We start from the raw sequence: 26573 nt of genomic DNA, 5'->3' as shown, positions 1-26573 counted from the left end.
TTTATGGACACAAGGATTTTCATAACAGGCATGGGTATATGCAGGGAAGGCCCGAGCCATATAGAAACACCGAAGCCAGTTAAGACTGTGCTCAGGGCTGAGGAACTAACTCTGGCCGCACTATCTGCGGCGCTAAAACAAATTAGAAATTTGGAATTAGACACCACCGGTATTGTCTTTGGCATAGATAATGCCATAGACAAATGCAAGGCGGAATTTTTTAAAGGCCTTGTATCAGAGGGTCCCATTGGCGCGAGCCCTCTGCTTTTTCCTTACACAAGTCACAATGCCATAACAGCCCAGGCGACCATTGCCTTTGGCATAAAGGGCGAGGCTCTTACCATTGTTAGCGGGGCCTCTTCATTCCTGAAGGCAGTAGGATATGGCTTTGAATTGCTGCATAGAGGCGTAATGAATGCGGTTATTGCAGGCGGCGTGTCTGAGAATGGGGCAATGGTTATTATAATGGAGAGCCTCACCCCTGATGAAGCGCAAAAGAAGAAGGAAGAAGGTGTTTGCTTAAGAGAGGTTATTGGATATAATGATACTCTCTTGCAGGGAGAGGTAATGATAAAGACCATAGAAGAGTCTTTCAGTATGGTGGAAGGATTTATTGAAGGGAAAAACAAGCTTGTCATATTTCATTAAGAAATATCTTTACATAGCCGCAGCGCTTTTTCTCTTTTCCTGCACAGGGGAAAAGGCGCTGCCTATTGAAGGGATGGTGTTCATACCCTCAGGCCGGTTTATTATGGGAAGCGAGGATATTGACACCGAGGGTCTTGGAAAGGATGTTGGATCCCGGGGAGGGGCTTTCTATGGAAATGAAAGACCTATGAGAAATATATTCCTGCCTGGTTTTTACATAGATAAATACGAGGTAACGAATGAGCGCTACAAGATATTTACTTACGCAACAGGGTATCCCCTCCCGCCTTCCTGGGATTGGGAAAAGGGTGTCTATCCTGATGGAAGAGGGAAGCATCCTGTAAATAATGTAACATGGTTTGATGCCAGGGCTTACTGCAAATGGGCCGGGAAGCGCCTTCCAACAGAGGAAGAGTGGGAAAAGGCTGCCCGGGGACCATTGGGAAATAGATACCCATGGGGAAAGGAATATGATGAGAATAAGGCCAACCTCACCACAGGAGATACCGTTCCGGTTGGCTCATACGAAACAGACAAAAGCTACTATGGGGTGTATGACATGGGTGGAAATGTGATGGAATGGGTTGATGCATGGTATGAACCATATCCAGGAAGTAAGATGAAGAATGGAGATTTTGGCAAAAAATTCAGGATACTACGCGGGGGCGTCGGGAATTTCAAAGGGCATTATAATTCTCTCATCAGGCTCTTTGCACGGTCATCATACAGAAACTTTTACTGGCCGGACATGGGTGGAGATGACGGCGGATTCAGGTGCGCCAGGTTTTAATTAAGAAGGGTTAAATACATATATTGCATTCCTGCCTCCTCCTCCTATTCCAGCACCATCCATTTTTATGCCATGGCATGTTACAGTACATCCCATATTCCCGCCGCGATAATACCAGGCAGGTTTTGCTAAACCATTAGCAGTTACCGCCGGTGAAAAATTTATAAGATGTGTGTCCCCATCCGGAGGAAGATCGACTCCTCCTGTAGCCGTACCAAGTTGAGTATGCGCCTGTTCATAATTTGAATGGATATTGTAGTGACAATTGATGCAAGAGCTGTTAGTTTTCCGAATAAGATGCCATTCATGAAGACTTCCCAGAGACGCATTGAAGAAATTTGTTGCTACGATCCGGGTGTTGGTTACTGGGTCTAACACTGTGCCATCAGTCCTGACAAATGGGTCAATATTATGACATTGAAAGCAGAGGGCAAAATTTGCAGCGTTAAAACCTTGGGTGCATTTGCTGCCGAGGGCGCCGGTGCCGTCAGGACAGGTGAAGCCTGTGTTATATTGTGCGCGAAGGATCCTTGGATTTACAGACCCATGCGGACCAACCGGAGTAGCAGGGAGATTGAACGCGGAGGCCTTATCTGTTGACCTGAGGCTCGATTCAGTAACAGGGCCGGGATAAGTGGGGGTTGCGGTTAGTCCGGTAAAATTCCCAGCGCCTGCAGCGTCGTTATTGTGGCAATCGGTACAGTAGATGGTTAAATTTGATAAAGAAGCTGTAGCTGCCGCAGCGCTTGTGCAATCAAGACCGGCAAAACCGCCTACAACGCTGCCGTTTTGCTTAGTCTTAAGCTGTAAGCAAAGGGCTCTGGATGTATTCCTGCCTGGCACGGCCACAGGATGATATGCCCTGTTGCCCGCAAGGGTGCCGCCAAAGCCGTCATTGGCCTGTGTGAGTGGATTAAATTCCAGTCTTTTATTGCTGCCGTCAGTGCATGATGACGCAGGCGTTCTCGTTGTGCAGCCGTTCTGCGCAACTGTGGTTCTGAGTGGATTATTATCAGGACATGCGGGGCTGCAAGGCCGGTCCGGAACAAAACTTGCGTAAGGATCCCCATGACACTTGAAACAGAGTTCATAGATGAACGGCTGCGCAGAGGTCTTAGTGAAACCGTTGAAAGTCGTGCATTCCGCAGGGTTAGTGGAACTTACAGGGTCGCATATCGTGCCGGGGAGCGCGAGCGTGCCGCCGCCGAGCGTAATATATCTTATCCCCTTTAACCTGCCCCCATCGTCCCAGAGAAGGGGATCATTCCCGCCGAGTTTTACTGCATGAGGATTATGGCAATCGTAACATTCTACATGTTTTTCAGTAACAAGACGACTACCCTCTGTTAAGGTAAGAGGGATAGACTCTCTTACCGTATGACGGCCTGATAGGGCAGTATCATCAATAGGATGACCACTACCGGCGCCGCCGACCGGATGTCTCTTGTTTATCTCTTCCCGGATATCCTTTGTTGATGGGCCTGGTCCGCTATGACACGCCTCACAGAGGTTTTCCTCCCATGCAATAAGCTTTCGGGGTATCATGTAATCAGACATTACAGAAGGGTTGCACCCTATCGGATTATTCAGTATATTCGGGTCAGCGCAGGGAATCTGCTTGGTGGCAGGCACGCCGCCGGTTCCGTCAGGGGCTGTTGTGTCATAAGCATTGGCCGCATTTGCCGCCTTTATTCCGTGCGGGGTATGGCAGTTAAGACAGCTTCCCTTGTTACCAGTTGGGAGGCCAGACCTATTTTGCCTCGGCCATATTTGGACAGGGTCGCCAGTAGTGCCAGGCCAGTAAAATTGGCCTGTTGCGAATTGTGGGTCGAAAGGCGGAAGAAAATGGCTGGATGCCTGGAAAATCGTCTTACCCTGATAGAAACTCCATCTGCCCATACTGCGGGGGCTGTTAGAGTTGTTTATATTGACTTGATTTTGATGACAATACCAGCAAAGTTCGGCGCTTGCCCCATTTGTTGTTGCGGAGTTATAATCTCCCTTAAAGAGAAGATAGGGACTCGGACCTGCTGTATCAGCAGGTGTTGAAGAGGTATTTGGGTGCGGCTCGCTCCCGCCAAAGCTTCCCATAGGTTCATGGCAGTGGAGACATTCGCCGGAGCCGTATGTGCCTGCCTCGGGGTTGGTGCTATTGTAAGGGTTTGTGCCAGGAAGGGTATTGCAAGGGTCAGCAGTGAGCCCCTCATAGTCTGCCCCCAATCCCCTGTTCACGCCTCCGGCGCAGGGTGTAAGACCATCTGTTGTGCCGCCGCCGTGCTTGGTGTTGATAAATGCGCCGCCTGTGGCAAAGGCATCGGGGATGATTTTTAAACCGGCCCAGGGATAAAGATAGGCTGTTATGGCAAATACCAGAGATAGAGCGGAAAGGAGTAAAAACCTTTTCATGTCTACAATACCCCCTTTTACGTAAAGTTAAGAGTCAACAGTCAAAAGTTAAATAAGATAAACCTGCCGCATCTTGCCCATCAGTCCGCCTGATATGGCTATGATATTAACAAAATCATATTTGTTTGTCAAGACAAAGCAAGTTTTGCAGCCAATACTGCCAAAATAGCGCCTAAAAATGCGGTAAGATATGTGATTCTGACAGCATCTTTAACTGTCTTTATGGTAAATCCATTTTGACTTCTAAATGCTCCGATAAGCGGCCTGTGGTGCGGCGCGCCAAAATAATAATTCGTCCCGCCAAGCTGTAACCCCAGCGCGCCTGCAACAGCAGCCTCAGGAAAGCCTGCGTTGGGGCTTGGATGTTTTCTTGCATCTCTCCATATTATCTTTAAAGAATTTCTCCAGTTGAATCTAAGGATAAAAGAGGCAAAAACCATCAAGATGGCTGTAATCCTTGCAGGTATGAAATTGGCAATATCATCCATCCTGGCAGAAAACCAGCCAAGGTTTTTATATCTCTCATTTTTATAGCCGACCATTGAATCAAGTGTATTGACCGCCTTATATGCCAGAGCCAGCGCTGGCCCGCCAAGGGCAAGATAAAAGAGCGGGGCAATAATGCCGTCTGATGTATTCTCTGCAACAGTTTCTGTAACAGCGCGGTATATCTCGCCTTTATAAAGATTTTCAGTATCCCTTCCTACAATATTCTTTAACCTTTTTCTGGCCTCTTCTATGGAAATATTTTCCACTGCGTATGCAACTGACAATGCCTCATCCTTCAATGATTTGATGGAAAGCGAGACATACGCAATAAAGACGGCTAATAGCTGATAGCTGATAGCTGATAGCTGATAGGCAAGATACAAGAGAAACCATGCCGCACCAAACACTGTTCCAACAATAATGATAAAAAGAAATACCCCGCCAATCTTTTCCTCTCTTCCCCCCCCCTTTATTAAAGGGGGGGCTGGGGGGGTTGCAAATCTTCTTATTTTATCTTCAAGGAATGAAATATATCTGCCAATCCATCTCACAGGATGCGGAAGCCATCTCGGGTCGCCGAGTATTAAATCAAGGAGATATGCAAAGAAGATAGTAATAGGTAATGAGTAATGGGTAATGAGGTTTAAAAAGGACATAGGCTAAAAGTCTAATCACATATTTTATTTAAGCTCCGCTACCAGCCCGCTTCCACCGGCTATAGGAACTTCCAATGTAACCTCTGCGCTGCCGTCATTCTTATATTCTTCTTTAACAACCATTGCGCCTTTAACAAAGCCTTCTATTCTGGTTATTTCTATATGTTTTTCGTCAAGATATTCTTTCATGCCCCTGTCAGGAGCCGTTTTCATCTTCAGGATTATCTCCAATAAATTTTTATAGCCTTCCACTTTTGCCGCACGCATTGCAAGTAGCCTTGCCTGTGCCGGGTTTGTAATATCTTTTGGCGGTAAACCTCTGCCCACAGCAGTTATTACACCTTTTTGCCAATCAACGCCTTCTACTGACGATACGACAAGCACACCCTTGTATGTATCTGCTGTAAATTCAGGAGATGCGCTATCGACCGAGGACGTAACCTCTGTCTTTTTTTCAACTACTGAGACTTGGGCATCTTCCTTTGCAGTCTCTTTTTCTTTTTTGCCGCAACCCATAAGTCCAGTGGTAAGTAAACAGTAGGCAGTAAGCAGTAAAAACAAAATCAACCTCATTAGACCTTTTCTGGCCACTTTTTTGTTCATATCCTATCCCTCCTCTGAGACCCTTCTTAATACTTTTTTCTTTGCTACTTTCTTCTTTTGCTCAAGCCGTTTTCTCTTCTGCGATTCAGAAACCTTAACAGAAATGCGTTTTTTAGGTTTAAATAACATCTTTGCAATGGCCTTTTTAAGCCTCTCCATTGCTATTTCCCTGTTTAGATGCTGTGAGCGTCTCTCCGAAGCCTGCGCAATAATCCCTGTCGGGATATGCCTTATGCGGACAGCAGTGGCAGTTTTATTCTTGTGCTGACCGCCGGGACCTGAACTCCGATAGAATTCTATCTCTATATCGGATTTTCTTATATTGATAACAGAGTTTGCAGACATACGCAATCCAATTTTCTTTAAAATTACTTTGCAATCTTTAATAGTTCTTTAACAGGCAATACAGTGATATTTCGTGCTACAGCCAGCAGTAACTCCACATTTTTGTGCAAGGGGCTGAATCTTTTCTGAAAGTGTCCTGTCAACCGCGTAATTAAGTAATTTCTGTTCAATATCTACTTCAAACAATGTCTCTTTAGTTTTATCCCAGAAGTCAGATAAATAGTGGGTATCCCAAAACTTACCAATGTCTTTGTAAGATGCTGCCCGTGCTATTGAACTCCTATGTTTTCTCATAAAGTTCCTTTACAGCGGTGAGGGGCTCAGGTCTTGCAATATCAGATCCATCTTAATTTTATTTTCCAACTGCTGTAATTCCCCATCCTTCTTGCTCATTATACAAGTTCAATCCTCAAAAACTTTTTAATATCTTTAAAATGCCTGTCAAGTGTAAGGATTTTGCAATTGTTTTCTTGTGCAATTACAGCCAAATAACAGTCCATGAGGTTTGCTGTGATGCCTTTTCTTTTCATTGTATAGGATAGTTTGCCTGCCTTTGACCATGTATCCTCTGACTGGTCAATGAGATGAAAGGCATTCACAAATTCTTCAATCACTGATATTTCTTTTTCTGACTTTGCGCCTTGAATGAGTTCAGCAATAACAGATTTGGGAACATAAACCTCTGCATTAGTTAAAATTTCATCAACCTGTTCAACAATATTGTTGCTTGCAGACTTAAAGTAGTCTATCCATACGGAGGTGTCTATTAAGATCTTCTCACCGTTCATAATGCCTTATTTCTTCAGCAGATTTATCAAATTCAAGTTTGCCTTTCATTGATTTTATCTTCTCTATTTTTTTTCTTCGCAAATAGTCATCTATAACTATTTTTACAGCAGAAGTCTTACTTTTTGCATGTGTTTCCATAAGAATGCTGTCAAGTATATCCTTTTCTATGGTTATGGTGGCTCGCATATACACTCCTTTTATAGTTATTTCGCACTGTATTATAACACAAATTAGTGCAAAATCTATATTATTTATTGTTACTGTTTTTAGATTGCTCCCCTTAACCATAAAATATTAAGATTATCATAGCCTGTTTCGTTCAGGGCAAAAGATTCTAACTCATGGTAGATTATGCGGCCTGCTTGCATTTTAAAATAAGAGGTTTCATTTTACAAGGATAAAACCAGAGGCGAATTTTCAATGGAGATTCTTTTTTATTGCTGTGATAGGTGATAAACCGCACGGCATTGCCATATAAAGTCTATAGCATTTTAAAATCTATTTTGCCAATGTAAAGAGTTGACCTCAAAAGCCTTTTTGTCATCAATGCCAAAAGTTAAGTATGGTATCCCAAAAATTATGGAAAAATAAATCTGTCCCCATTTCTTAAAAATTGCCTAAGGAGACGGGGTAAAGACCTCATTGATGTTACTTACTGACCCGCCGGGCCTTTTACTGCCGCCTATTACATAGATTTTCTTCCCGACCACTGCAGAACTCAGGCCGTGGCGTGCAGTGGGCATCGGAGGCATGGTTTTTCAGGAATCTGTTTTCGGATCATATCCCTCAACCGTCTTAAATGTCCCTTCCGAAGACTCACCTCCGAATACATATATCCTTTCATGTAAAACAGAGGCAGCAATCCCGCTTCGCGGTGTCGGCAAGGGCGCGAGGTTTTTCCATGTATCTGTTTTCGGGTCATACATCTCGTTTATAGCCAAATTCTTTGCATATGTCCCAAGCCTTCCCCCTATTGCGTATATCTTTCCTTCAACGCTCCCTATTGATAGGTGATCCCGGGCAGTGGGCATGGGGGGTTTTATCTCCCATGTATTGGTCATGGGGTCATAGACCTCATTTGCCTTTGTGTCTCCATCTTTACCCACCCCGCCAACGGCATATATCTTGTTGTTAACAACCCCCAAGGCTAATGCGCCTCGCGCAGTCGGCATGGATGCCTTTTGAGTCCACTGGTCTTTTGCCGGATTATATTCGTAAACAGTATCCATCGGCGACCAGGGCCAGAGCCTCTTAAAACCGCCAATAACATATATCTTTCCTCCAGCCTCAGCCGCCCCTGCGTGATGTAGAGACGTGGGCAAAGGCGCCTTTTTCTTCCACGTATCTGTGGAGGTGTCATACTCTTCCAGAAGATCGGTTACACTAAATCTTCCGAAACCGCCTATTACATAAATCTTTCCCTCAATGGAAGCTGCGGCTACTTCTGACCTCTCCTTCAGTGCAGGCTTTTTGGTCTCCCATATCGCCACTTCTGCATACAGATAAAGGGGCAGGACAAGGAGCAAAAAACATATTATTGCTTTTACAAAGCAGCTTCGCATATAGCCGTAATTTTCTGACATTCTCATCTCTTAAAAAGCCCCTCTATCAGCCTATGTCCTTGCTCTATAAATAGACCGCTTCCCTTTGCCTCTGCCTCTGTATATGCCTTGCCGTGATTATCATTGGAAGGATAAAGCACAAACGGCACAGGGTCTCTTGTGTGGGTTTTCTTTATTAAAGGCGTGGGATGGTCGGGAAGCACAAGTATCCTGTATTCCTTAAATCTGTCCATTCCATCAATCACCCTGCCTACAACCTCTCTGTCAAAATCCTCTATCGCCTTGATTTTGCCTTTCAAATCGCCGTTATGGCCTGCCTCGTCCGGCGCCTCTACATGCACACAGACAAAATCCCTTGTCTCAAGCTCTCTAAGCGCATATTCCGCCTTGCCCTTGTAATTCGTATCAAGATACCCTGTTGCGCCAGGCACATTGACTACCTTCAATCCGGCATATATACCGAGGCCTTTGAGCAAGTCAACTGCTGATATAATAGAGCCTTCAATGCCGAATCTTTGCTTCAGGGTAGGCAGCTTAGGCGCCCTCCCCTGTCCCCATAGCCAGATTGAGTTTGCAGGCTTGTGGCCGTCTTCCTCCCTTCGGGCATTTGCAGGATGGTCTTTGAGAAGCATCTGGGATGCGTTCATCAACTGAATAAATTTATCAGAGCCTTTTCCTTTTGGCAGATAGTCTTTTATCTCCTTGCCTGATATATCATGGGGCGGCGTTGTTTCAAGGCCGTCCGGACCGCCGCTCCATACCATGAGATGCCGGTAGCTCACGCCCGGATAAAATCTGAATCCGTTTCCGCCCAGTTCCTTATCCACATCATGAATAATCTCTTTGGCTTCATCCGTGGTTATATGGCCTGCGCTGAAATCATCCATATAAACCTTGCCGTCCTTCTGGTCCAATGTAACCAGATTACACCTCACAGCAAGGTCATCCGTAGCCAATTCAACGCCAATGCTTGCAGCCTCCAACGGCGACCTGCCTGTATAATATTTTGCAGGGTCATAACCCAATACGCTCAAGATGGCCACATCGCTGCCGGGCGGATATTTATCAGGCACATTCTTCACAAGGCCGATGGAACCCTTCTGTGCAAGCATGTCCATGTTGGGAGTCTTAGCCGCTTGCAAAGGGGTTCTGCCGCCTAATTCTTCGATGGGGTCATCAGACATCCCATCGCCTATGAGGATTATATATTTCATAATCAAAACCCGAACGCCTTTACAACCTCATCCAGTTCAGAAGGCACTGTTATTGGCTTGTCTGACGATTTTATCGCTGTATCAGGATCCTTTAGACCATGCCCTGTCAATGTGCAGACAACCGTATCACCGTTTTTGAAAATACCTTTTTTATGCATCTTGATAACACCTGCCAGAGATGCGGCAGACGCAGGCTCGCAGAATATCCCTTCCTTTGTTGACAGGAGTTTATACGCATAGATGATTTCATCATCTGACACCATGTCTATCGCGCCGCCGGATTCGTCTCTTGCCTTTAATGCGGCTTCCCAGCTTGTAGGGTTGCCAATCCTTATTGCCGATGCAACTGTCTCTGGACTTTTTATGGGATAGCCCCTTACAATAGGCGCAGCGCCCTCTGCCTCAAAACCGAACATCTTCGGAAGGGTATTTATAATCCCTCTTTCCTTAAATTCCTTATAACCCCTCCAGTATGCTGTTATATTTCCGGCATTGCCCACTGGAAGAAAATGATATGTCGGCGCAAAACCAAGACGATTGCACACCTCAAATGCCGCTGTCTTCTGGCCCTCAAGCCTGTAAGGATTTATTGAATTGACCAATGTTACAGGGTAATTTTTGGAAACCTCCTTCACTATTGTCATGGCCTCGTCAAAATTGCCCTGTATCTGTATAACCTTTGCGCCGTGCATCATTGCCTGGGACAGCTTGCCAAGCGCAATCTTTCCTTCCGGTATCAAAACATACGCCCGCAGACCTCCCCTTGCCGCATAAGCGGCTGCCGCAGCCGAGGTATTCCCTGTTGAGGCGCATATTATGGCGTGTGAGCCGTCTTCCTTCGCCTTTGACACAGCCATGGTCATACCTCTGTCTTTGAAAGAACCTGTTGGGTTCAGGCCTTCATACTTGAGAAATATCTTTAATTCCTTTCCAAAGACCTCGCTCATGTTCAATGCCTCTATCAGGGGCGTATTGCCTTCCCTGAAATGGACTATACACTCTTCTTTTACCTTTGGAAGAAATTCTTGAAATTCCCGGATTATGCCGTTCCAGATGATAGGTTTCATTGCCCGCACAAATACCCTCCAATATAATTTTTTTTGTTAAAAAAGATTATCAAAAGAAGCAGATAAAGTCATCAGGAATTTTCCAGTTCTTTTTTTACATTCTCAAGTATCTCAGAGGCCATCCTCTCCATATATCCCTCTGTAATGACCTGCGCCAATTCTTCCAGTATAATATTTGGAAGGAGATATTCCATATAGAATTTAATCCTTGTGCCATTTTTAATTGGTTCGAGCGTATACGAACCGGAATTTTGAATGCCTGTTATTGACTGCCACGCAAATCTCTCCGGCTTTTTCAATTCAACAACCTTCGCATCCCATTCAAATTCAATCCCATGTATATCCACAATCCAGTGATAGGCTGAATGCCCGATAGCCGTAACCTTTTTTACAAGGCTTGAATATCTTGGAAAATCCTCCGGCCTTGCAATAAGGTCAAAAACCTTTTTCGGGGAAGCCTTTATGTCAACCGTCTTTTTTATAACCGGCATAGATTTATATCAACAGTGAGATTGATCTAACGGGTTAAAGATATAACTACAGTTGGCGGGTCGCCCTGTTATAAGAGTTCTTCAAGAGGCGTAAATTTCTCTCCCATAATATCTGCAACAGCCTTGTATGTTATCCTGCCTTTAAATAGATTCACTCCCTTTGCCAGCGCAGGGTCTTGTTTCAATGCCTCTATTCCAAGATTTGCCAGTTTTACAACATAAGGGAGTGTTGCGTTTGTGAGGGCAAATGTGGATGTCCTCGGCACAGCGCCGGGCATATTCGTAACACCGTAATGGATAATACCGTCAACCTCATAAACAGGGTCTGAATGACTTGTGGGTTTTATGGTTTCAACGCAGCCCCCCTGATCAACAGACACATCCACAATAACAGAACCTTTTTTCATCCTTCTTATCATATCTCTTGTAACAAGATGCGGCGCCTTTGCGCCCGTAATCAGGACAGCGCCTATAACAAGGTCAGCCTCTGTTACAGCCTTTTCAATATTATAGGAATTGGATGCAAGGGTTTTTACTTTGCCGCCAAATATATCATCCAGATACCGCAGCCTCTCAAGACTGTTATTTATAATGACCACCTCTGCGCCAAGACCAATGGCCATTTTGGCGGAATTTGTCCCCACTACCCCGCCGCCAATGATAGCCACCTTTCCTTTTTCCACGCCCGGCACGCCGGCAAGGAGTATCCCCTTTCCGCCATGAGCCTTCATAAGATAATATGCGCCCACCTGAACAGCTATCTTTCCTGCAACCTCGCTCATTGGCGTTAGTATCGGAAGACTTCCATCCTGAAGTTCAACTGTTTCATACGCAATGGCAATTACCCCGCTCTTTATCAGGGCAACGGTCAATTCAGGCACAGGGGCAAGGTGAAGATAGGTAAAGAGTATTTGTCCTTTTCTTAATAATGGATATTCCTGGGAAAGAGGCTCTTTGACTTTTACAATCATATCAGCCCGCTCAAATACCTCATGGGCCTTGCCGGCTATCTCTGCCCCTGCCTTTGCATATTCCTCATCCGTTATCCCGCTGCCTGCGCCGGCGGCCTTCTCAATAATTACCTTATGGCCTGCCTTTATAATGACATCAACGCCCGCCGGCGTTATGGCAACACGATATTCTTTGTCTTTAATCTCTTTTGGAATGCCAACTATCATAATATTGTTATATTGTAGAGACAGGTCTTTAGAGCTGATAATACAATAACGCGCCTAATATAGCAACAATCTATGATGGGATATGTTGTCAACAAATAGAGATTGCCAAAGAAGGCCTTGGCAGGTATAATGTCAAATAAGGTAAGAAATCTGTACGAGAGAATTATAGGCATAAAAGAGGAATTTTAGATGCAGGAAAAATGGGGAAAATTAAGCGATATTGGATTCCCAAGGCTTTTGCATAATATATTCGCAGCCAGGGACACAGCCAGCGCTCTTGATATGGAAGACAGAAATATCAAGAAGAGGTTTTTCTTTAAAACAGGCGTCCCTGTTTACGGCATTTCCAATACCCTTAACGAGGTACTTGGCAGATTGATGGTGCGAAAAGAGATAATTACACAGGGGATTTATGAAAAATCCCTGGAGATAATGCTAAATGGAAAAAAGAGGCAGGGAGAGGTGTTGTTATCCAACGGGCATATAACCCCGCATCAATTGAATGACGCATTAAACATACAGGCAAAGGAAAGACTATTCAGCGCATTCAACTGGATAAACGGGACATACCATTACTATACAATAGAAAAATTGCCAAAAGACCTGTTTTTTTATCCTGTCCATCCTGCCTATGCCATCCTCCATGCCTTAAAGGGCGGATATTATCCCGCTGACAGAATGAAGGCAGCGATAGATGAAAATAAGGAACAACTTGTTCTATTTTCAAATAAAACCGTATACGCATTGGAAGATTTTCAGCCCACTCCAGCAGAAAGAAGGGTTCTTACGCTGATAGACGGAAAGAAAAAATTAGGTGAAATATTAGTTGAAGTAGAAACGAGGCTCTCAATCTCAAAAGAAGAAATCTATCCGTTTATTTATACCCTGCTTACAACAGATATCCTTATCTTAAAACAGGTGGAAAAAGAAAAAAAACCGGAGGGGCCTTCTTCAGAAGACAGCGCCTTAATAGAGGAGCTTACCGGCAAATACCTTCAGATGAAATCCCTCAACTCATTTGAGATCCTCGGCATTGCTCAGGATGCAGATAACGGCAGTATAAAAAAGGCGTATTTTAAGATGGCAAAGCAGTATCATCCGGATAAATATCACAACAATATACAGGATGTACTGGCGGCTGCCTCGGATATATTTACCCTTATCAATACGGCATACACCACACTTTCGGATGAAAATGCCCGCAGAACCTATGAAGAATCCTTAAAGAGCGGCGGAAAGCAGGATATCCATCAGGATGCGGCGAATATTATGAATGCAGAACTTCAGTTTCAAAAAGGAAAAATCGCCCTGTCAAGAAAGGATTACAAGAGCGCCAGAGAGGCCTTTGAATGGACTGTCAAACTGAACCCTGATGAGGGAGAATACAAGACATATCTGGGCTGGACAATCTTTAATCTCTCACCAAAGGATGCGGCAGAGGTAAAAAAGGCAAAAGAACTCATACAGGATGGCATAGCGGCAAATCCGAAGCAGGACAGGGCATATTATTTCCTAGGCGTCATTCATAGAGTGAACGGCAAGTTGGAAGAGGCAGAGGCTGCCTTTAATAAGGCTGTGCAGAAAAACCCGAACCTGTCCGAGGCGCAAAGTGAACTTAGGCTCATCCAGACGAGGAAACAAAAGGAAGGCAAGGGATTTTTTAAAAAGATATTTGAATAATACGGTGTTCTACGCGGTTAAATTAGTGCAACCTATTTATTGTTTTGTTGTCAACAAATAGAAATGTCCGCTTTTAGAGCAAATGAATTGTCCGCTTTTTGATTCAACAGGAAAGGCACGGGGGCGTAGCCCGAAGCGCCTTTCCTGTTTTGGATGAGATATGACGGCTCTGACTCTGTACAGCCGTTTTTTCCGTCTCCTTTCTCTTCAATTGACCTTCCGAGTCATATTCAGCAAGTTTTCTATGCCCATCTTCCTGACCTCCTGTAACATCTCTGTCCGTTTCATGGTCTCCTCCTTGAAATTCAGGAAACCATAAATAGGACACTTCATGTGCTGCAAAGGAGGACAGTTTACTTGCCGCTAACATTACTACACGAACATCTTGCAACTTTTCTAAAAGTATGTCTATATAAATAGCGCTTTATTCAGCCTTGATTTTTTAATCAATTTGGTATCTAATTTTTATACTTAGATTTATTTTGTAAGGAGAACTCTTTCGGGTTCTATGGGAATCAATATAAATAAGAATACTGAACTATGGCTCAAGGAAGGGCTGATATCCCTTGCCATACTTTTGGGCTTCTGGGTGTTTGCAAAGTTTGCGAGATATTTCTTTGCCAGGTGGGTTTCGGTATTTACAAAGCATACTGAGACTGAGTTGGATGATAAGATAGTTGAGGCTGTAAAGGGGCCTATACTTTACATTATCCTATTATTTGGTTTCTCCCTTGCTTTAGACAATCTGCCGCTCCATGCAAAATTAAAATCAATAGGCGACGGCATAGTTTTTGTGCTGGGCGTGGCAATTGCTTTGTTTATGGCATACAAGGTAGTTAATGTCATCCTTGAATGGTATACCCACAATGCCCAAAAAAAGACTGAAAGCCAGCTTGAAAAAGAATTCCTGCCGTTAATAGAGAAGATTGTATTCATTTTCATATTTATCACAGGTTTGATAATTGTCCTCAAGCATTTCAATTACGATGTCCTGTCCCTTATTACAGCGCTGGGTGTTACATCCTTTGCCATTGGTCTTGCGGCAAAGGATACGCTTGCAAATATGATATCAGGATTTACCCTCATGATAGACAGGCCGTTCAGGGTGGGGGACAGGGTAAAGCTATCAACAGGCGATATCGGAGACGTGGCGGAGATAGGTTTGAGGAGCACAAAGATAAAGACCATGGACAGCAACATGCTGATAGTCCCTAACACAGAGCTTGTGAATACAAAGGTCATAAATCAGTGTTATCCGGATAAGTTAATGCGCGGCCTGATAAAGGTTGGGATTGCGTATGGAAGCGATGTGGAAAAGGCAAAGAATATAATGTTAGATGCGGCAAGGGAAAACCCCCTTGTTGTCAGGGAACCGGCCCCGCTGGCGCTCTTTCTGGAATTCGGCGATTCTTCTTTAAACCTACAGATGTTCTTCTGGACTCCGGACTGTTTTCAGATAGGCATAGCCCTTGACCAGATAAATACAGAGATAAAAAAGAGGTTTGAAAAAGAGGATATTGAGATACCGTATCCGGTGAGGACGGTATATTTGAAAAATGAGAGATGATCGTGCGCGAAAGAGGAGGTTTAGATGAAACAGCTTGAAAAACTCTACGAGGGCAAGGCCAAGATCCTTTATGCTACGGACAGTCCTGATTTGCTGATACAATATTTTAAGGACGAGGCAACGGCCTTTGACGGAAAAAAGAAAGGGATTATTCAGGAAAAGGGGATATTGAATAACAAAATTTCTTCAAGGCTCTTTCAATATCTTGAGGATAAAGGCATACCTACCCATTTTGTAGAAAGGCCGTCTGACAGGGAGATGGTGGTAAAAAAACTGGAGATAATCCCGATAGAGGTTGTTGTGAGGAATATAGTTGCAGGAAGCCTTGCAAAGCGCATGGGCGTTGAAGAGGGTATGTTTCTTAAAAAAACCATCCTGGAATTTTATTACAAGAGCGACCCGCTCGGCGACCCCATGATAAACGATTATCATATAGAGGCATTTGGTCTTGCCCGGAAATTTGAGGTGGATATTTTAAAAGAGATGGCCATTGAGATAAACGGGTATCTCTCAAATTTTTTTGACGAGAGGGGAATAATCCTTGTGGATTTTAAGCTGGAGTTTGGCAGGCACAAGGGACAGATATTATTGGGCGACGAGATAACCCCTGACGGCTGCAGGCTGTGGGATAAAGAGACGAAAGAGAAGATGGACAAGGACAGATTCAGGCGCGACCTCGGAAAGACAGAAGAGGCATATCAGGAGGTTTGCAGAAAGGTGCTGGGGTAAGGAATTTATGACATTATCTAAGAAAAAAGCAATCCTTGCACTTGCGGATGGCACTATATTTGAGGGCTATTCCTTTGGCGCAGAAGGGGAGGCGATAGGCGAGGTGGTTTTCAACACCTCCATGTACGGGTATCAGGAGGTTCTTACTGATCCGTCTTACAAAGGGCAGATGGTTGCCATGACCTATACGCAGATAGGGAATTACGGGGTGGATGAAGAGGATATAGAGTCAAACAGACTCTGGCTTGAGGGTTTTATTGTAAGGGAATCTTGTAATTATCCGAGCAACTGGCGCGCAAAAGAAACAATAGACAGTTACCTCAAAAAAAATAATGTGGTTGGCATACAGGGCATAGATACAAGGGCGCTTACAAAACATCTGCGGGATAACGGCGCAATGAACGGCGTTATATCAACTCTGGATTTAGACGCTGCAAGCCTTGTTAAAAAGGCAAAGACGTTTCCTCAAATGACAGGCCTTGACCTTGTAAAGGAAGTAACATGCAAAGAGCCGTATAAATGGGAGCAGGGTCTCTGGGACTTAGAAGGAGGTTACGCATCACGCACCACACATCACGCATCACGGCATAAAGTAGTTGTCTATGATTTTGGCATTAAATTCAATATATTGCGAAATCTTATTAATGTTGGTTATGAAGTAACTATTGTGCCTGCGTTTACGCCTGCAGAAGAGGTTTTGAAGATGAATCCCGACGGCATACTCCTCTCAAACGGCCCTGGCGACCCTGATGCTGTCTCATACGTCATTGAGAGCACAAGGAAGCTTATCGGCAAAAAGCCAATATTCGGCATCTGCCTCGGTCATCAGATACTTGGGTTGGCTTTAGGTGGAAAGACTTATAAACTCAAATTCGGACATCACGGCGGAAACCAGCCTGTCATGGATTTGACTACCAAAAAGGTAGAGATTACTGCGCAGAACCACGGCTTTGCAGTTGATGTGGATTCACTAAAAGGCATAGCAGAGTTGACGCACATAAATCTGAATGATAAAACTGTTGAGGGATTTGCTCACACAAAGCTGCCGATTTTTTCCGTGCAGTATCATCCTGAGGCATCGCCGGGGCCGCATGATTCTTCGTATCTCTTTAAACGTTTTACAGACATGATGGATGGAAAGTGAGTTTCAAAAGCATATATATGAAATTCTCCTCAGGCAGGGTTGTTTTCTTTGATATGATTTCGCATAAAAGGCCGGAAGGAGATTAGAAATGAACCAGCAGAGAAGTATTGCCTACTTTTCCATGGAAATTGGGATTGATAACAGTATGCCCACTTACAGCGGCGGGCTTGGCATTCTTGCAGGAGACACTATAAGGTCAGGGGCTGATCTGAAAGTGCCTATGGTGGCAATTACACTAATATACAGGAAGGGTTATTTCAGGCAGAGGATTGATGAAAACGGGTGGCAGCATGAAGAGCCTGTTGGCAGGTTTGTTGAGGAATTTCTTGAAGAGATACCGCAAAGGGTGAGTATTTTTCTTGAAGGGAGAAAGGTAAAACTTCGGGCATGGAGGTATACTGTGCAGGGTATATCCGGTTTCACTGCGCCGGTATATTTTCTTGATGCCAACCTGCCTGAAAACACTGAATGGGATAGAAGGCTTACTGACCATCTTTACGGCGGCGATGAGTATTATCGTCTGTGCCAGGAGGTTATTCTTGGCATAGGCGGTGTCAAGATGCTTCGTGCCCTTGGTTATGACAATATATCGCGGTTTCACATGAATGAAGGGCATGCAGCGTTTCTCACCCTTGAGCTCCTTAGGGAAGAAAGGGAGAGGAAAGGAGTTTCTGAATCACAGGTTGAGGCGGTGCGGGGGAAATGCATATTTACCACCCATACACCGGTACTTGCAGGACATGACAAGTTTCCTCTGGACATCTTACGACGTGTTTTAGGAATTCCTGAAATACTTTCTTCCATTGAATCTCTTGCCGTTTATGAAGGGCTTTTCAATATGACCTATCTTGCTCTCAACATGAGCAGTTATGTAAATGGTGTTGCTAAAAAACATGGTGAAGTTTCAAGGCTTATGTTTGCCGGATATGAGATTGATGCCATCACTAATGGCGTTCACGCAGCCACATGGGTTTCAGAGCCATTCCAGGAACTATTTAACCTCTTTATACCTGAATGGAAAGAAGATAATTTTAGTCTTCGTGCAGCCCTTGGCATTCCAGTAGAGGATATCATGAAGGCACATACAGAATCTAAAAGAAACCTCTTTGATTATGTGAAGAATGAAACAGGTGTAGATATGGACGAAAATATTCTTACTATAGGTTTTGCCCGCCGTTCCGCGAGCTATAAGAGAGGAGCAATCCTTTTTGAAGACATGGGGAGATTGGAAAAAATCGCTCTGAATGCGGGGCCGCTTCAGTTCATTTATTCTGGTAAAGCCCACCCGCGAGATCAAGGCGGCAAGGAGATTATCAAGCGAATATTTGATGCCGCAAAGTCTTTGCAAGATAAGATAAAGATAGTTTATCTTCAGGATTACAATATGGACCTTGCAAAGAAGGTTGTTGCCGGAGTTGATGTGTGGCTTAATACGCCTCAGCCTCCAATGGAAGCATCGGGCACGAGCGGTATGAAGGCGGCAATGAACGGCGTACCAAGTCTGAGCGTGCTTGATGGATGGTGGGTTGAAGGGCATATAGAGGGAATAACAGGCTGGGCAATGGGAGAATCGGACCATGCTAAGGATGCCGCATCCCTGTACGAAAAACTGGAAAACATTGTTATCCCCACTTTCTATCATAATCGTAATTATTTTATTGAAATTATGCGTTACTCTATTGCCCTTAACGGCTCCTTTTTCAATACTCATCGTATGATGCAGGAGTATGTGTTGAAGGCATATTTTTGAAAATTTTCTTCCTTTAATCAGAAAGTTCAGAAAGATTAAAACAGTGTGGAGCAGATGTTCAAGAATGGATGTGAAAAAGATTTATGCGCTCATGGAGGAAGGATGGATTGCCTAAGTAGTCAGGCTTGTACGCCAAAACCGTGAAAATATGTGTTTTAAGGCAAATTTTCACGGTTATATTGACAAAACAGTGAAAATAACTGTAATATGAGTGTATGGCAAAAACACTTAATGTTTTTAATAAGGTAAATTCTCTTCGCGAGAGATACTATAAAGCGTCCATAGGCAAAGATGCTCTTATTAAACTCATTGCCGAAACTGAAGTTGCTGAACAGGTATATAACTCAAATGCTATAGAGAACAGCACGCTTACCCTTGAAGAAACTGAAAAGATACTTCTTCAAATTGATTTGGATAGATTTATCACCGAACGAGAAATCTTTGAAGCAAAGAACCTTGCGCAAGTTGTATCATACATAGATAAAAGGGCTAATGAACGAGAACTTATTCTTGAGGTAATTTTATTACTTCACAAGATGTTGATTTCAAATATCCGTGACGATATTGCCGGAAGGTTCAGAAATAATAATGAATATGTTCGTGTCGGGAATCATATTGCGCCCAATCCGAAAGAGATAACGGATCGTCTTGAAAAAATGCTGGCAGAGTATAATGCCACAAGTCATAAAAATATCATCAAGCGTATAGCAAAATTACACCTTACTTTTGAGTATGTTCATCCTTTTGTTGACGGTAACGGTCGTATTGGACGTGTCATTAATAATTATTTGTTGATACGGGAAGGATTTGTTCCGATAAATATAAAATTTATTGATAGGAAAAAATATTACGAAGAATTTAAAGAATTTGATGAAAAAGGCAAGACCGCCATCATGGAAGAAATAGTGGGAAAAGCGCTTACGAATAGTTATCATAAACGATTGACGTATTTGGAAGGTAAAAAAATCATTACCCTTGCCGGCTATGCAAAGAACAATAAACTTTCACATTCGAATCTTATAAATAAAGCCAATAGACAAACCATTGAGGCTTTTTTAGAAAAGGGTGTTTGGAAAATCGGTGTTGAGTAGGATAAAGAATAATATTTAATATTTTATAAACGAATCAGAAACAAGAGCGGAAGGACGGCTCGCGTAAAAAATATTCGGGAGGTTGACTAATGAAAACAGAAATTGTGATTAATGAAAAGATTAAAAACATTATTCGGGAGCTTGAATTTAAAGGGGTTGAAGATTTGATAAAAGACACGGTTATGACAGAGATTGTTTGCAAGGTCTCTAATTTTTCCGAAGAGGTGGAGCATTTTGAGAAAAAGTATGGCAAAGGATTCGATAACTTTAATAGAGAATATGAGGCAGGGGAAGAGGATTTCGCGCAATATGACGACTTGATGGCGTGGAAATTTGCACAAGAGGGAAAGGACTACTGGGAAGGGAAACTGAAAGAGTTGAAGAATGTTTTATAAGACAATAGAGGAGTTTTCAGATATCGTCGCCAGTTTCTCTGTCTTGGAACACAAGAGATACGGTTCCGGCATGTCATTTGCGGCGAAGATTCGGTTTGTAAACGAATCTGTTCTGCATATCAGAGACTATCTCTTTTTGGACGGCAGAAGAAAATATTCTTATCACTGGCAGGATGTTGAAGGCAATCTGATATCAAGATGGGATAATTCTCATCACCACAAGGAAGTCCCGACTTATCCGCACCACAGGCATATTTCCGGCGAAATAACGGAATCGCATGAATGGAACATCAGGGAGATATTAAAGGTGGTAAGCGATAGGATTTCGGCGGGCAAAAAGAAAAATGACTCGTAACTAATGTAGGATGTAGGGGTTTTGTCCCGCTGGAATATTTGGGAGCGGGTTGGGTTTCGCGTTGCTCAACCAAATCTACGTGGTTAAAAGGTGCCTATAGGTATAAAAGAGAAGATAATGTCCGCCAAGCAACAACAGGAGGAAAAATGCAAGAATGGATACCGCTCATCATTGGTCTCGTAGGAGCATTGATTGGTTCTGGAACAACTATCGTGACTCTTTGGTTGAAGGAGAAGTGGAGCTACAAACGTGATATGCGAAAATTAGCATTTGAAATGGCAACCGCTGACTATCAAGGACAAACCACAGTTTTTAAAGACCGCCCCAATTTTATTACTTCACTGCCAGCTTTGGCCAGCTATTACCTTAATCTACTCTCTGCCGCTGAAGCAGGTAAACTAGACGAAAAAAAGTTTAAAGAGTTGGCAGAAGAACGGCGCAAAATAGACCAGGTAGACATTTAGCGAGTGGTTTCATCAACCCAACGGTATTTTGTAAGACTGATACAAAAAGCACAAGGAGTTCATTTTGCCTAAACGAACTGACATAAAAAGCATCTTAATCATTGGCGCCGGGCCTATTGTCATAGGACAGGCTTGCGAGTTTGATTATTCAGGCACACAGGCGTGCAAGGCGCTGAAGGAAGAAGGGTATAAGGTAATACTTATAAACTCAAACCCGGCAACAATAATGACAGATCCGGGGCTGGCAGACAGAACCTACATTGAACCGATTACGCCTGAGATAGTTGAGAAGATAATTGAAAAGGAAAGACCGGATGCGTTGCTGCCAACTATGGGCGGCCAGACAGCGCTTAATACTGCCGTTATTCTTGCAGAGTCCGGTATCCTTGAAAAATATGGTGTTGAACTCATAGGCGCAAAGCTCCATGCAATTAAAAAGGCGGAGGACAGGGAACTATTTAAGGAGGCAATGAAGATGATTGGCCTTAATGTGCCGAGGAGCGGTTATGCAAAGACATTACAGGATGCATTGAGCATAGTAGAGACGATGACTTGTCCTGTCATCATAAGACCATCGTTTACCCTCGGCGGCACTGGCGGCGGCATTGCATATAATGCTGAGGAGTTTAAGGAAATGGTTCAGTTTGGTCTTGATGCAAGCCCTTACCGTGAACTTCTGATTGAAGAATCGGTGATCGGCTGGAAGGAATATGAGCTTGAGGTAATGAGGGATACGAAAGACAATGTGGTGATTATTTGCTCCATTGAAAATTTTGATCCTATGGGCGTGCACACAGGGGATTCCATCACAGTTGCGCCTGCCCAAACACTGACGGACAAAGAATATCAGATAATGAGGGATGCTGCTTTAAAGATTATAAGGGAGATAGGTGTTGATACAGGCGGCTCCAATATACAGTTTTCAGTGAACCCTGTTGACGGCAAGATGTATGTGATAGAGATGAACCCCAGGGTCTCCCGCTCATCCGCGCTTGCGAGCAAGGCAACAGGTTTTCCCATCGCAAAGATTGCGGCAAAATTGGCAGTCGGCTACACACTTGATGAAATTCCAAATGACATAACCAAGATGACACCTGCATGTTTTGAGCCCACCATAGATTATGTGGTTACAAAGATTCCAAGATTTACATTTGAAAAATTCCCGCAGGCAGACGCAACTCTTACAACGCAGATGAAGTCAGTTGGCGAGGCTATGGCCATAGGGAGGACATTTAAAGAATCCCTGCAAAAGGCCATGAGGTCGCTTGAGATAGGGAGTTATGGGTTTGAATCCAAGAAGACAGAGGACAGAAGCCAGAAGATAGAAGAAAACATAGAAATAATTAAGGAGAAACTGAGGATACCAAACTGGGAGAGGCTCTGGTATATAGGGGACGCCTTAAGATGCGGTATGTCCGTTGATGAGATATATGCCCTGTCAAAGATTGACAGATGGTTTTTGAATAATATAAGGGATATTGTGGAATTTGAAAAAGAGATTGTGGATTGCGGATTGCGGATTGCGGAATTGAAAAACTCCGAACTTTTATGGCAGGCAAAGGAACTTGGGTTTTCCGATAAACGGCTCGCTCAACTTTTAAATACCAGCGAGACCGAAGTAAGGAAGATAAGAAAAGGATATGGCATTGGACCTGTTTACAAGACAGTTGATACATGCGGCGCAGAATTTGAGGCGCACACGCCGTATCTGTATTCAACATATGAAAGACCATATTCCAGGGGTCAGGGGTCGGGGGTCAGGGGTCAGTTTTCCCCGATCCCTGTGTCAGACTGCGAATCCAATCCCACCAACCGCAAAAAGGTCGTTATCCTCGGCAGCGGCCCGAACCGAATCGGGCAGGGGATTGAATTTGATTATTGCTGTGTCCATGCGTCATTTGCGCTCAAGGAAGAGGGGATTGAGAGCATAATGGTGAACTGCAATCCTGAGACGGTTTCAACTGATTACGATACATCTGACAGACTGTATTTTGAGCCTCTCACCTTTGAGGATGTCATGGCCATAATTGATAAGGAAAAGCCTTTTGGCGTTATTGTGCAGTTTGGCGGCCAGACGCCGCTGAAATTGGCAAAAGCATTGAAAGAAGCTGGAGTAAACATTCTTGGAACATCTTCTGACAGCATTGATGTTGCAGAAGATAGATTTAGATTTCGTGAGCTATTGAATAAGTTGGAGCTTCGTTATCCTGAAGGTTTTGACATCAGACCAAATAAAAAAGCATTTGAGATTGGTATATATGCTGGAATTGATGGACTCGCCGAACAAACTCACTATCCAATTATTGTTAGACCATCTTATGTGTTAGGTGGTAGGGCTATGGCAATTGTTTATAATCAAGCTGAATTACATGAATATCTGAAGAAATTGATTATTTCTTCAGACAAAGACTTGGATATATATGCAGATCGTTTTTTGAACGATGCTATTGAGGTTGATGTTGACTGTGTAAGCGACGGCGCTGATGTTGTTATCGGCGGCATCATGGAGCATATTGAAGAGGCAGGCATCCATTCCGGCGACTCGGCATGTTCGCTTCCCCCGTATTCCTTAAGCCTGGATGTAATGGAAGATATTAGAAGGCAGGCACATGCGCTTGCAAAGGAGCTAAAGGTAATAGGGCTTATGAATGTCCAGTTCGCAGTAAAGGATAATGCGGTTTATATACTTGAGGTGAATCCAAGGGCATCCAGGACTGTTCCGTTTGTAAGTAAGGCAATAGGAAGGCCGCTCGCAAAGATAGCTGCAAAGGTTATGCTTGGCAAGACGCTTAAAGAACTGGGTTTTACAGAAGAGGCTGCGCCAGAACATATATCGGTAAAAGAATCGGTATTCCCGTTTATAAAATTTCCAGGAGTTGATACCATACTTGGCCCTGAGATGAAATCAACAGGCGAGGTCATGGGGATAGACAGAGATTTTGGGAGAGCATTTGCAAAGGCCCAGATTGCGGCAGGGGCAAAACTCCCTTTAAAAGGCACAGTATTTATCAGTGTTAAAGACGATGACAAAGACGCGATTATACCTGCTGCAAGGAAATTAGAGTCTATGGGTTTTAAAATCATAGCGACAAGCGGGACTGCCCAGCATCTGAAAGCAAAAGGGGTTAATGCAGAATTTGTGTATAAGGTCGTAGAGGGCAGGCCTCATATAGTTGATAAGATAAAAAGCGGAGAGATTGCTATGGTCATCAACACATCATTCGGGATAAAGGCGGTTAAGGATTCGTATTCCATAAGAAGGTCTGCGCTCGTATACAGCGTTCCGTATTTTACCACCGTATCAGGAGCAAAGGCAGCAGCTCACGGAATAGGCGCGTTGATAACAGAAGGGCTTGGTGTAACGTCGATACAGGAATATCATGAAGCAGGGACAAGGGGTTAACCCATTGACCTGTGTTAGCCAATGTAAAAAAGGGGAAATATCAAAAAATAACGGCTTGACACTCCCTTGCCTTGCCGTCTGTCTTTAAGGCTTGTAGCCCGTAGTATGGACTGTGACCACCATTCACTCTGTGTTTTAAGGGGAATATCTCTATGATGAAACAAAACATAAAACATGTTCATGTCGTTGCCGTTGATATTGAAAAGTATTCTTTGAGAGATACTGTATCACAACTCAAAATAATCAACCTATTCACAGAACATCTCGAAAAAATGAAGAAACTTTACACAATGACTCTTTTACCAACAGGAGACGGCGTGGCTGTTATTTTTCAAGATTTAACTCCGAGTAATAAGTTGCCATTAAGGTTTGCATTTGACCTTTTAAAGGAGATAGACGCTAACAACACAAAACCAGAATGTAAACACAAACGATGCGATTTTGAAGTCAAAGGATATTGTAGATGTAATAAATATAATATTAGGATTGGTATTAATAGCGGCGATGTCATAATTTATAAAGATATAAATGATAGAGAGAATTTCGCTGGCAAACCACTTAACAATGCTTTCCGGATAATGGGGCTAAGTTACAGAAATAAATTAGCTATATCTAAAGAAACTTATAATAATATCAAAAGTTTTGATAGCGAAACTAGGCCTAATATTGGCATCGTTGAAGATAGCGTATTAGTTAAACATGGCAAACAAATTCCCATATATCGGTTTGAACCGCCTAAGGTTGCAATGAACTATATAAAAAAGTTAAATAAACTCTTTTGTAATGAATTAAAGGCCGCAAAATTTATAAAAGAGTTGGATGATATTCCTTCGTTACTTCCTGCGTCTGATGAAGTGCCTAATTTTGATGATAAGTTAAAAGAATGGCTTGGAGATGATTATCAACAAAAAATAGGCAAACTGAAAAAAAAGTTTGAAGATGAGAAAAGGCCAAACGATCCTCATGCAATTTCTGCAAAAAAGATTGAAGATTCTAAGTGGCATTACTACACTACCGATTATGCTACAATTGCAGCCTTAAGAGAAGAAGGGGGGGAAAAGCCTAATGTTATTTACTCTACCGTTATTGTTTTCTGTGTTGAAAACAAGGAAATATATTTACATAAAAGAAAAAAAGGCACTCGATATGCTGGTTGCTATCATGTGTTTGGTGGCGGGTATATGCCTGCGTCCTCGCCGAATAAGCTTTTTGACAATTATAGTCTAATAAAAACAGCTATGCGCGAGATTCTGGAAGAAACCGGTCTCTCTATACAATGGAATAAAAAGGTGAAGATGGGACATGTCAAGCTAATAGAAGATAATGAAGATAGTAGTGATGAGTTTGTCTTGTTTGGCGTAAATGTAACCCCAGATAATGTTGCACATGCTAAAGAAACACACAGGGAAACTTGGGAAGGCGTTGTGAAGTCAATAAGTTTTAACGAATTACATGGTTACCTTTTGAGTAAAAAGAACAGATGGTGTTCAACTGGTATGGTGATACTGCTTAGTTGGCTTGCGCTTGGTGCCCCAGGTTGCGAACCTGAGACGCGATTTGGCCGCTATACAGCGCAAAAGCTTTTTGAGACTGTATTAACGGAGTTAACAGAAAGGCAGAAAAAAGGTGAACTATTATACGATAATAAAAAGGGTCTTTATTATAGTAACGGCAATAAATAATTTAGAAACTAATATGGGTAGCGCCGTTTAAAAGTAATTTACAGCAGCGGCAGTAACAGAGAGCGCTTAAGGGTA

The 26573-nt window shown here is 43.3% G+C and carries 27 protein-coding genes; 13 read left to right on the top strand and 14 right to left on the bottom strand.

Annotated elements, in window-relative coordinates; translation table 11 throughout:
* Positions 1-3 precede the first annotated feature (3 nt).
* Both Q8P28_02945 and Q8P28_02940 read left to right on the top strand, forming a co-directional pair.
* On the top strand, positions 4-648 hold the full coding sequence (locus Q8P28_02945) for a beta-ketoacyl synthase N-terminal-like domain-containing protein (GenBank protein MDP2681752.1): 645 nt from the start codon (positions 4-6) through the stop codon (positions 646-648).
* The gene (locus tag Q8P28_02940) at positions 632-1438 is read left to right on the top strand and encodes an SUMF1/EgtB/PvdO family nonheme iron enzyme (protein MDP2681751.1); all 807 of its coding nucleotides are present in this window, start codon (positions 632-634) and stop codon (positions 1436-1438) included. Before Q8P28_02945 ends, Q8P28_02940 begins: the two co-directional genes overlap by 17 nt.
* Here Q8P28_02940 and Q8P28_02935 read toward each other — a convergent pair whose 3' ends face one another.
* The 13 genes from Q8P28_02935 to ald form a co-directional block, all read right to left on the bottom strand.
* Positions 1439-3844 carry a hypothetical protein gene (locus Q8P28_02935; GenBank protein MDP2681750.1) on the bottom strand — a complete coding sequence of 802 codons (2406 nt, stop codon included), beginning with the start codon at positions 3842-3844 and terminating at the stop codon, positions 1439-1441.
* Between the two features lie 128 nt (positions 3845-3972).
* On the bottom strand, positions 3973-4989 hold the full coding sequence (cbiB, locus tag Q8P28_02930; protein ID MDP2681749.1) for an adenosylcobinamide-phosphate synthase CbiB: 1017 nt from the start codon (positions 4987-4989) through the stop codon (positions 3973-3975).
* 24 nt (positions 4990-5013) lie between these two features.
* Complete coding sequence (locus Q8P28_02925) at positions 5014-5592, bottom strand: hypothetical protein (GenBank protein MDP2681748.1); 579 nt, start codon at positions 5590-5592, stop codon at positions 5014-5016.
* Between the two features lie 3 nt (positions 5593-5595).
* Complete coding sequence (locus Q8P28_02920) at positions 5596-5937, bottom strand: peptide chain release factor-like protein (protein ID MDP2681747.1); 342 nt, start codon at positions 5935-5937, stop codon at positions 5596-5598.
* A gap of 48 nt (positions 5938-5985) precedes the next feature.
* Positions 5986-6231, bottom strand: coding sequence for a CopG family antitoxin (locus tag Q8P28_02915; GenBank protein ID MDP2681746.1), 246 nt, complete (start codon positions 6229-6231; stop codon positions 5986-5988).
* Positions 6232-6329: 98 nt separating this feature from the next.
* The gene (locus Q8P28_02910) at positions 6330-6725 is read right to left on the bottom strand and encodes a PIN domain-containing protein (protein ID MDP2681745.1); all 396 of its coding nucleotides are present in this window, start codon (positions 6723-6725) and stop codon (positions 6330-6332) included.
* On the bottom strand, positions 6715-6912 hold the full coding sequence (locus Q8P28_02905; GenBank protein ID MDP2681744.1) for a DUF2191 domain-containing protein: 198 nt from the start codon (positions 6910-6912) through the stop codon (positions 6715-6717). Before Q8P28_02905 ends, Q8P28_02910 begins: the two co-directional genes overlap by 11 nt.
* Before the next feature lie 431 nt (positions 6913-7343).
* Complete coding sequence (locus Q8P28_02900) at positions 7344-7469, bottom strand: kelch repeat-containing protein (GenBank protein ID MDP2681743.1); 126 nt, start codon at positions 7467-7469, stop codon at positions 7344-7346.
* A 15-nt stretch (positions 7470-7484) separates the two neighbouring features.
* Positions 7485-8309, bottom strand: coding sequence for a kelch repeat-containing protein (locus Q8P28_02895; protein ID MDP2681742.1), 825 nt, complete (start codon positions 8307-8309; stop codon positions 7485-7487).
* Between the two features lie 2 nt (positions 8310-8311).
* Entirely contained in the window at positions 8312-9502 is a 1191-nt protein-coding gene (locus Q8P28_02890) for a cofactor-independent phosphoglycerate mutase (GenBank protein MDP2681741.1), read from the bottom strand.
* Between the two features lie 2 nt (positions 9503-9504).
* Positions 9505-10569 carry a threonine synthase gene (gene thrC / locus Q8P28_02885; GenBank protein MDP2681740.1) on the bottom strand — a complete coding sequence of 355 codons (1065 nt, stop codon included), beginning with the start codon at positions 10567-10569 and terminating at the stop codon, positions 9505-9507.
* Positions 10570-10640: 71 nt separating this feature from the next.
* A complete protein-coding gene (locus Q8P28_02880) occupies positions 10641-11060 on the bottom strand; it encodes an SRPBCC family protein (GenBank protein ID MDP2681739.1) in 420 nt (139 codons plus the stop codon).
* Between the two features lie 68 nt (positions 11061-11128).
* Positions 11129-12238 (bottom strand): alanine dehydrogenase, encoded by a 1110-nt coding sequence (ald, locus tag Q8P28_02875; protein ID MDP2681738.1) that lies wholly within the window; start codon positions 12236-12238, stop codon positions 11129-11131.
* Positions 12239-12427: 189 nt separating this feature from the next.
* On the opposite strand from ald, the gene Q8P28_02870 reads away from it, so the two are divergent.
* The gene (locus Q8P28_02870) at positions 12428-13918 is read left to right on the top strand and encodes a DnaJ domain-containing protein (GenBank protein ID MDP2681737.1); all 1491 of its coding nucleotides are present in this window, start codon (positions 12428-12430) and stop codon (positions 13916-13918) included.
* Positions 13919-14125: 207 nt separating this feature from the next.
* Here Q8P28_02870 and Q8P28_02865 read toward each other — a convergent pair whose 3' ends face one another.
* On the bottom strand, positions 14126-14251 hold the full coding sequence (locus Q8P28_02865; protein MDP2681736.1) for a hypothetical protein: 126 nt from the start codon (positions 14249-14251) through the stop codon (positions 14126-14128).
* A 175-nt stretch (positions 14252-14426) separates the two neighbouring features.
* On the opposite strand from Q8P28_02865, the gene Q8P28_02860 reads away from it, so the two are divergent.
* The 10 genes from Q8P28_02860 to Q8P28_02815 all read left to right on the top strand — a co-directional run bounded on the left by Q8P28_02860 (position 14427) and on the right by Q8P28_02815 (position 26498).
* Positions 14427-15485, top strand: coding sequence for a mechanosensitive ion channel (locus tag Q8P28_02860; GenBank protein MDP2681735.1), 1059 nt, complete (start codon positions 14427-14429; stop codon positions 15483-15485).
* 24 nt (positions 15486-15509) lie between these two features.
* Positions 15510-16214, top strand: coding sequence for a phosphoribosylaminoimidazolesuccinocarboxamide synthase (locus Q8P28_02855; GenBank protein ID MDP2681734.1), 705 nt, complete (start codon positions 15510-15512; stop codon positions 16212-16214).
* A 7-nt stretch (positions 16215-16221) separates the two neighbouring features.
* Positions 16222-17358, top strand: coding sequence for a glutamine-hydrolyzing carbamoyl-phosphate synthase small subunit (carA, locus tag Q8P28_02850; GenBank protein ID MDP2681733.1), 1137 nt, complete (start codon positions 16222-16224; stop codon positions 17356-17358).
* Positions 17359-17446: 88 nt separating this feature from the next.
* The gene (glgP, locus tag Q8P28_02845; protein MDP2681732.1) at positions 17447-19108 is read left to right on the top strand and encodes an alpha-glucan family phosphorylase; all 1662 of its coding nucleotides are present in this window, start codon (positions 17447-17449) and stop codon (positions 19106-19108) included.
* A 215-nt stretch (positions 19109-19323) separates the two neighbouring features.
* Positions 19324-20199: a Fic family protein gene (locus tag Q8P28_02840; protein MDP2681731.1), complete on the top strand. Its 876-nt coding sequence runs from the start codon at positions 19324-19326 to the stop codon at positions 20197-20199.
* 89 nt (positions 20200-20288) lie between these two features.
* Positions 20289-20594, top strand: a complete 306-nt coding sequence (locus tag Q8P28_02835; GenBank protein ID MDP2681730.1) for a hypothetical protein — start codon at positions 20289-20291, stop codon at positions 20592-20594.
* Complete coding sequence (locus Q8P28_02830) at positions 20584-20949, top strand: DUF6516 family protein (protein MDP2681729.1); 366 nt, start codon at positions 20584-20586, stop codon at positions 20947-20949. The genes Q8P28_02835 and Q8P28_02830 overlap by 11 nt, the downstream gene beginning before the upstream one ends.
* A 146-nt stretch (positions 20950-21095) precedes the next feature.
* Positions 21096-21413: a hypothetical protein gene (locus tag Q8P28_02825; GenBank protein MDP2681728.1), complete on the top strand. Its 318-nt coding sequence runs from the start codon at positions 21096-21098 to the stop codon at positions 21411-21413.
* Between the two features lie 64 nt (positions 21414-21477).
* Complete coding sequence (gene carB / locus Q8P28_02820) at positions 21478-24816, top strand: carbamoyl-phosphate synthase large subunit (GenBank protein ID MDP2681727.1); 3339 nt, start codon at positions 21478-21480, stop codon at positions 24814-24816.
* 152 nt (positions 24817-24968) lie between these two features.
* Positions 24969-26498: an adenylate/guanylate cyclase domain-containing protein gene (locus tag Q8P28_02815; GenBank protein MDP2681726.1), complete on the top strand. Its 1530-nt coding sequence runs from the start codon at positions 24969-24971 to the stop codon at positions 26496-26498.
* Positions 26499-26573: the final 75 nt, after the last annotated feature.

Source organism: Deltaproteobacteria bacterium, from assembly GCA_030690165.1.
In the GTDB taxonomy this organism is placed as follows: domain Bacteria; phylum Desulfobacterota; class GWC2-55-46; order UBA9637; family UBA9637; genus JACRNJ01.
The sequence above is the reverse complement of the archived record's forward strand: the minus strand, read 5'-3'. Positions and strand labels throughout refer to the sequence as shown.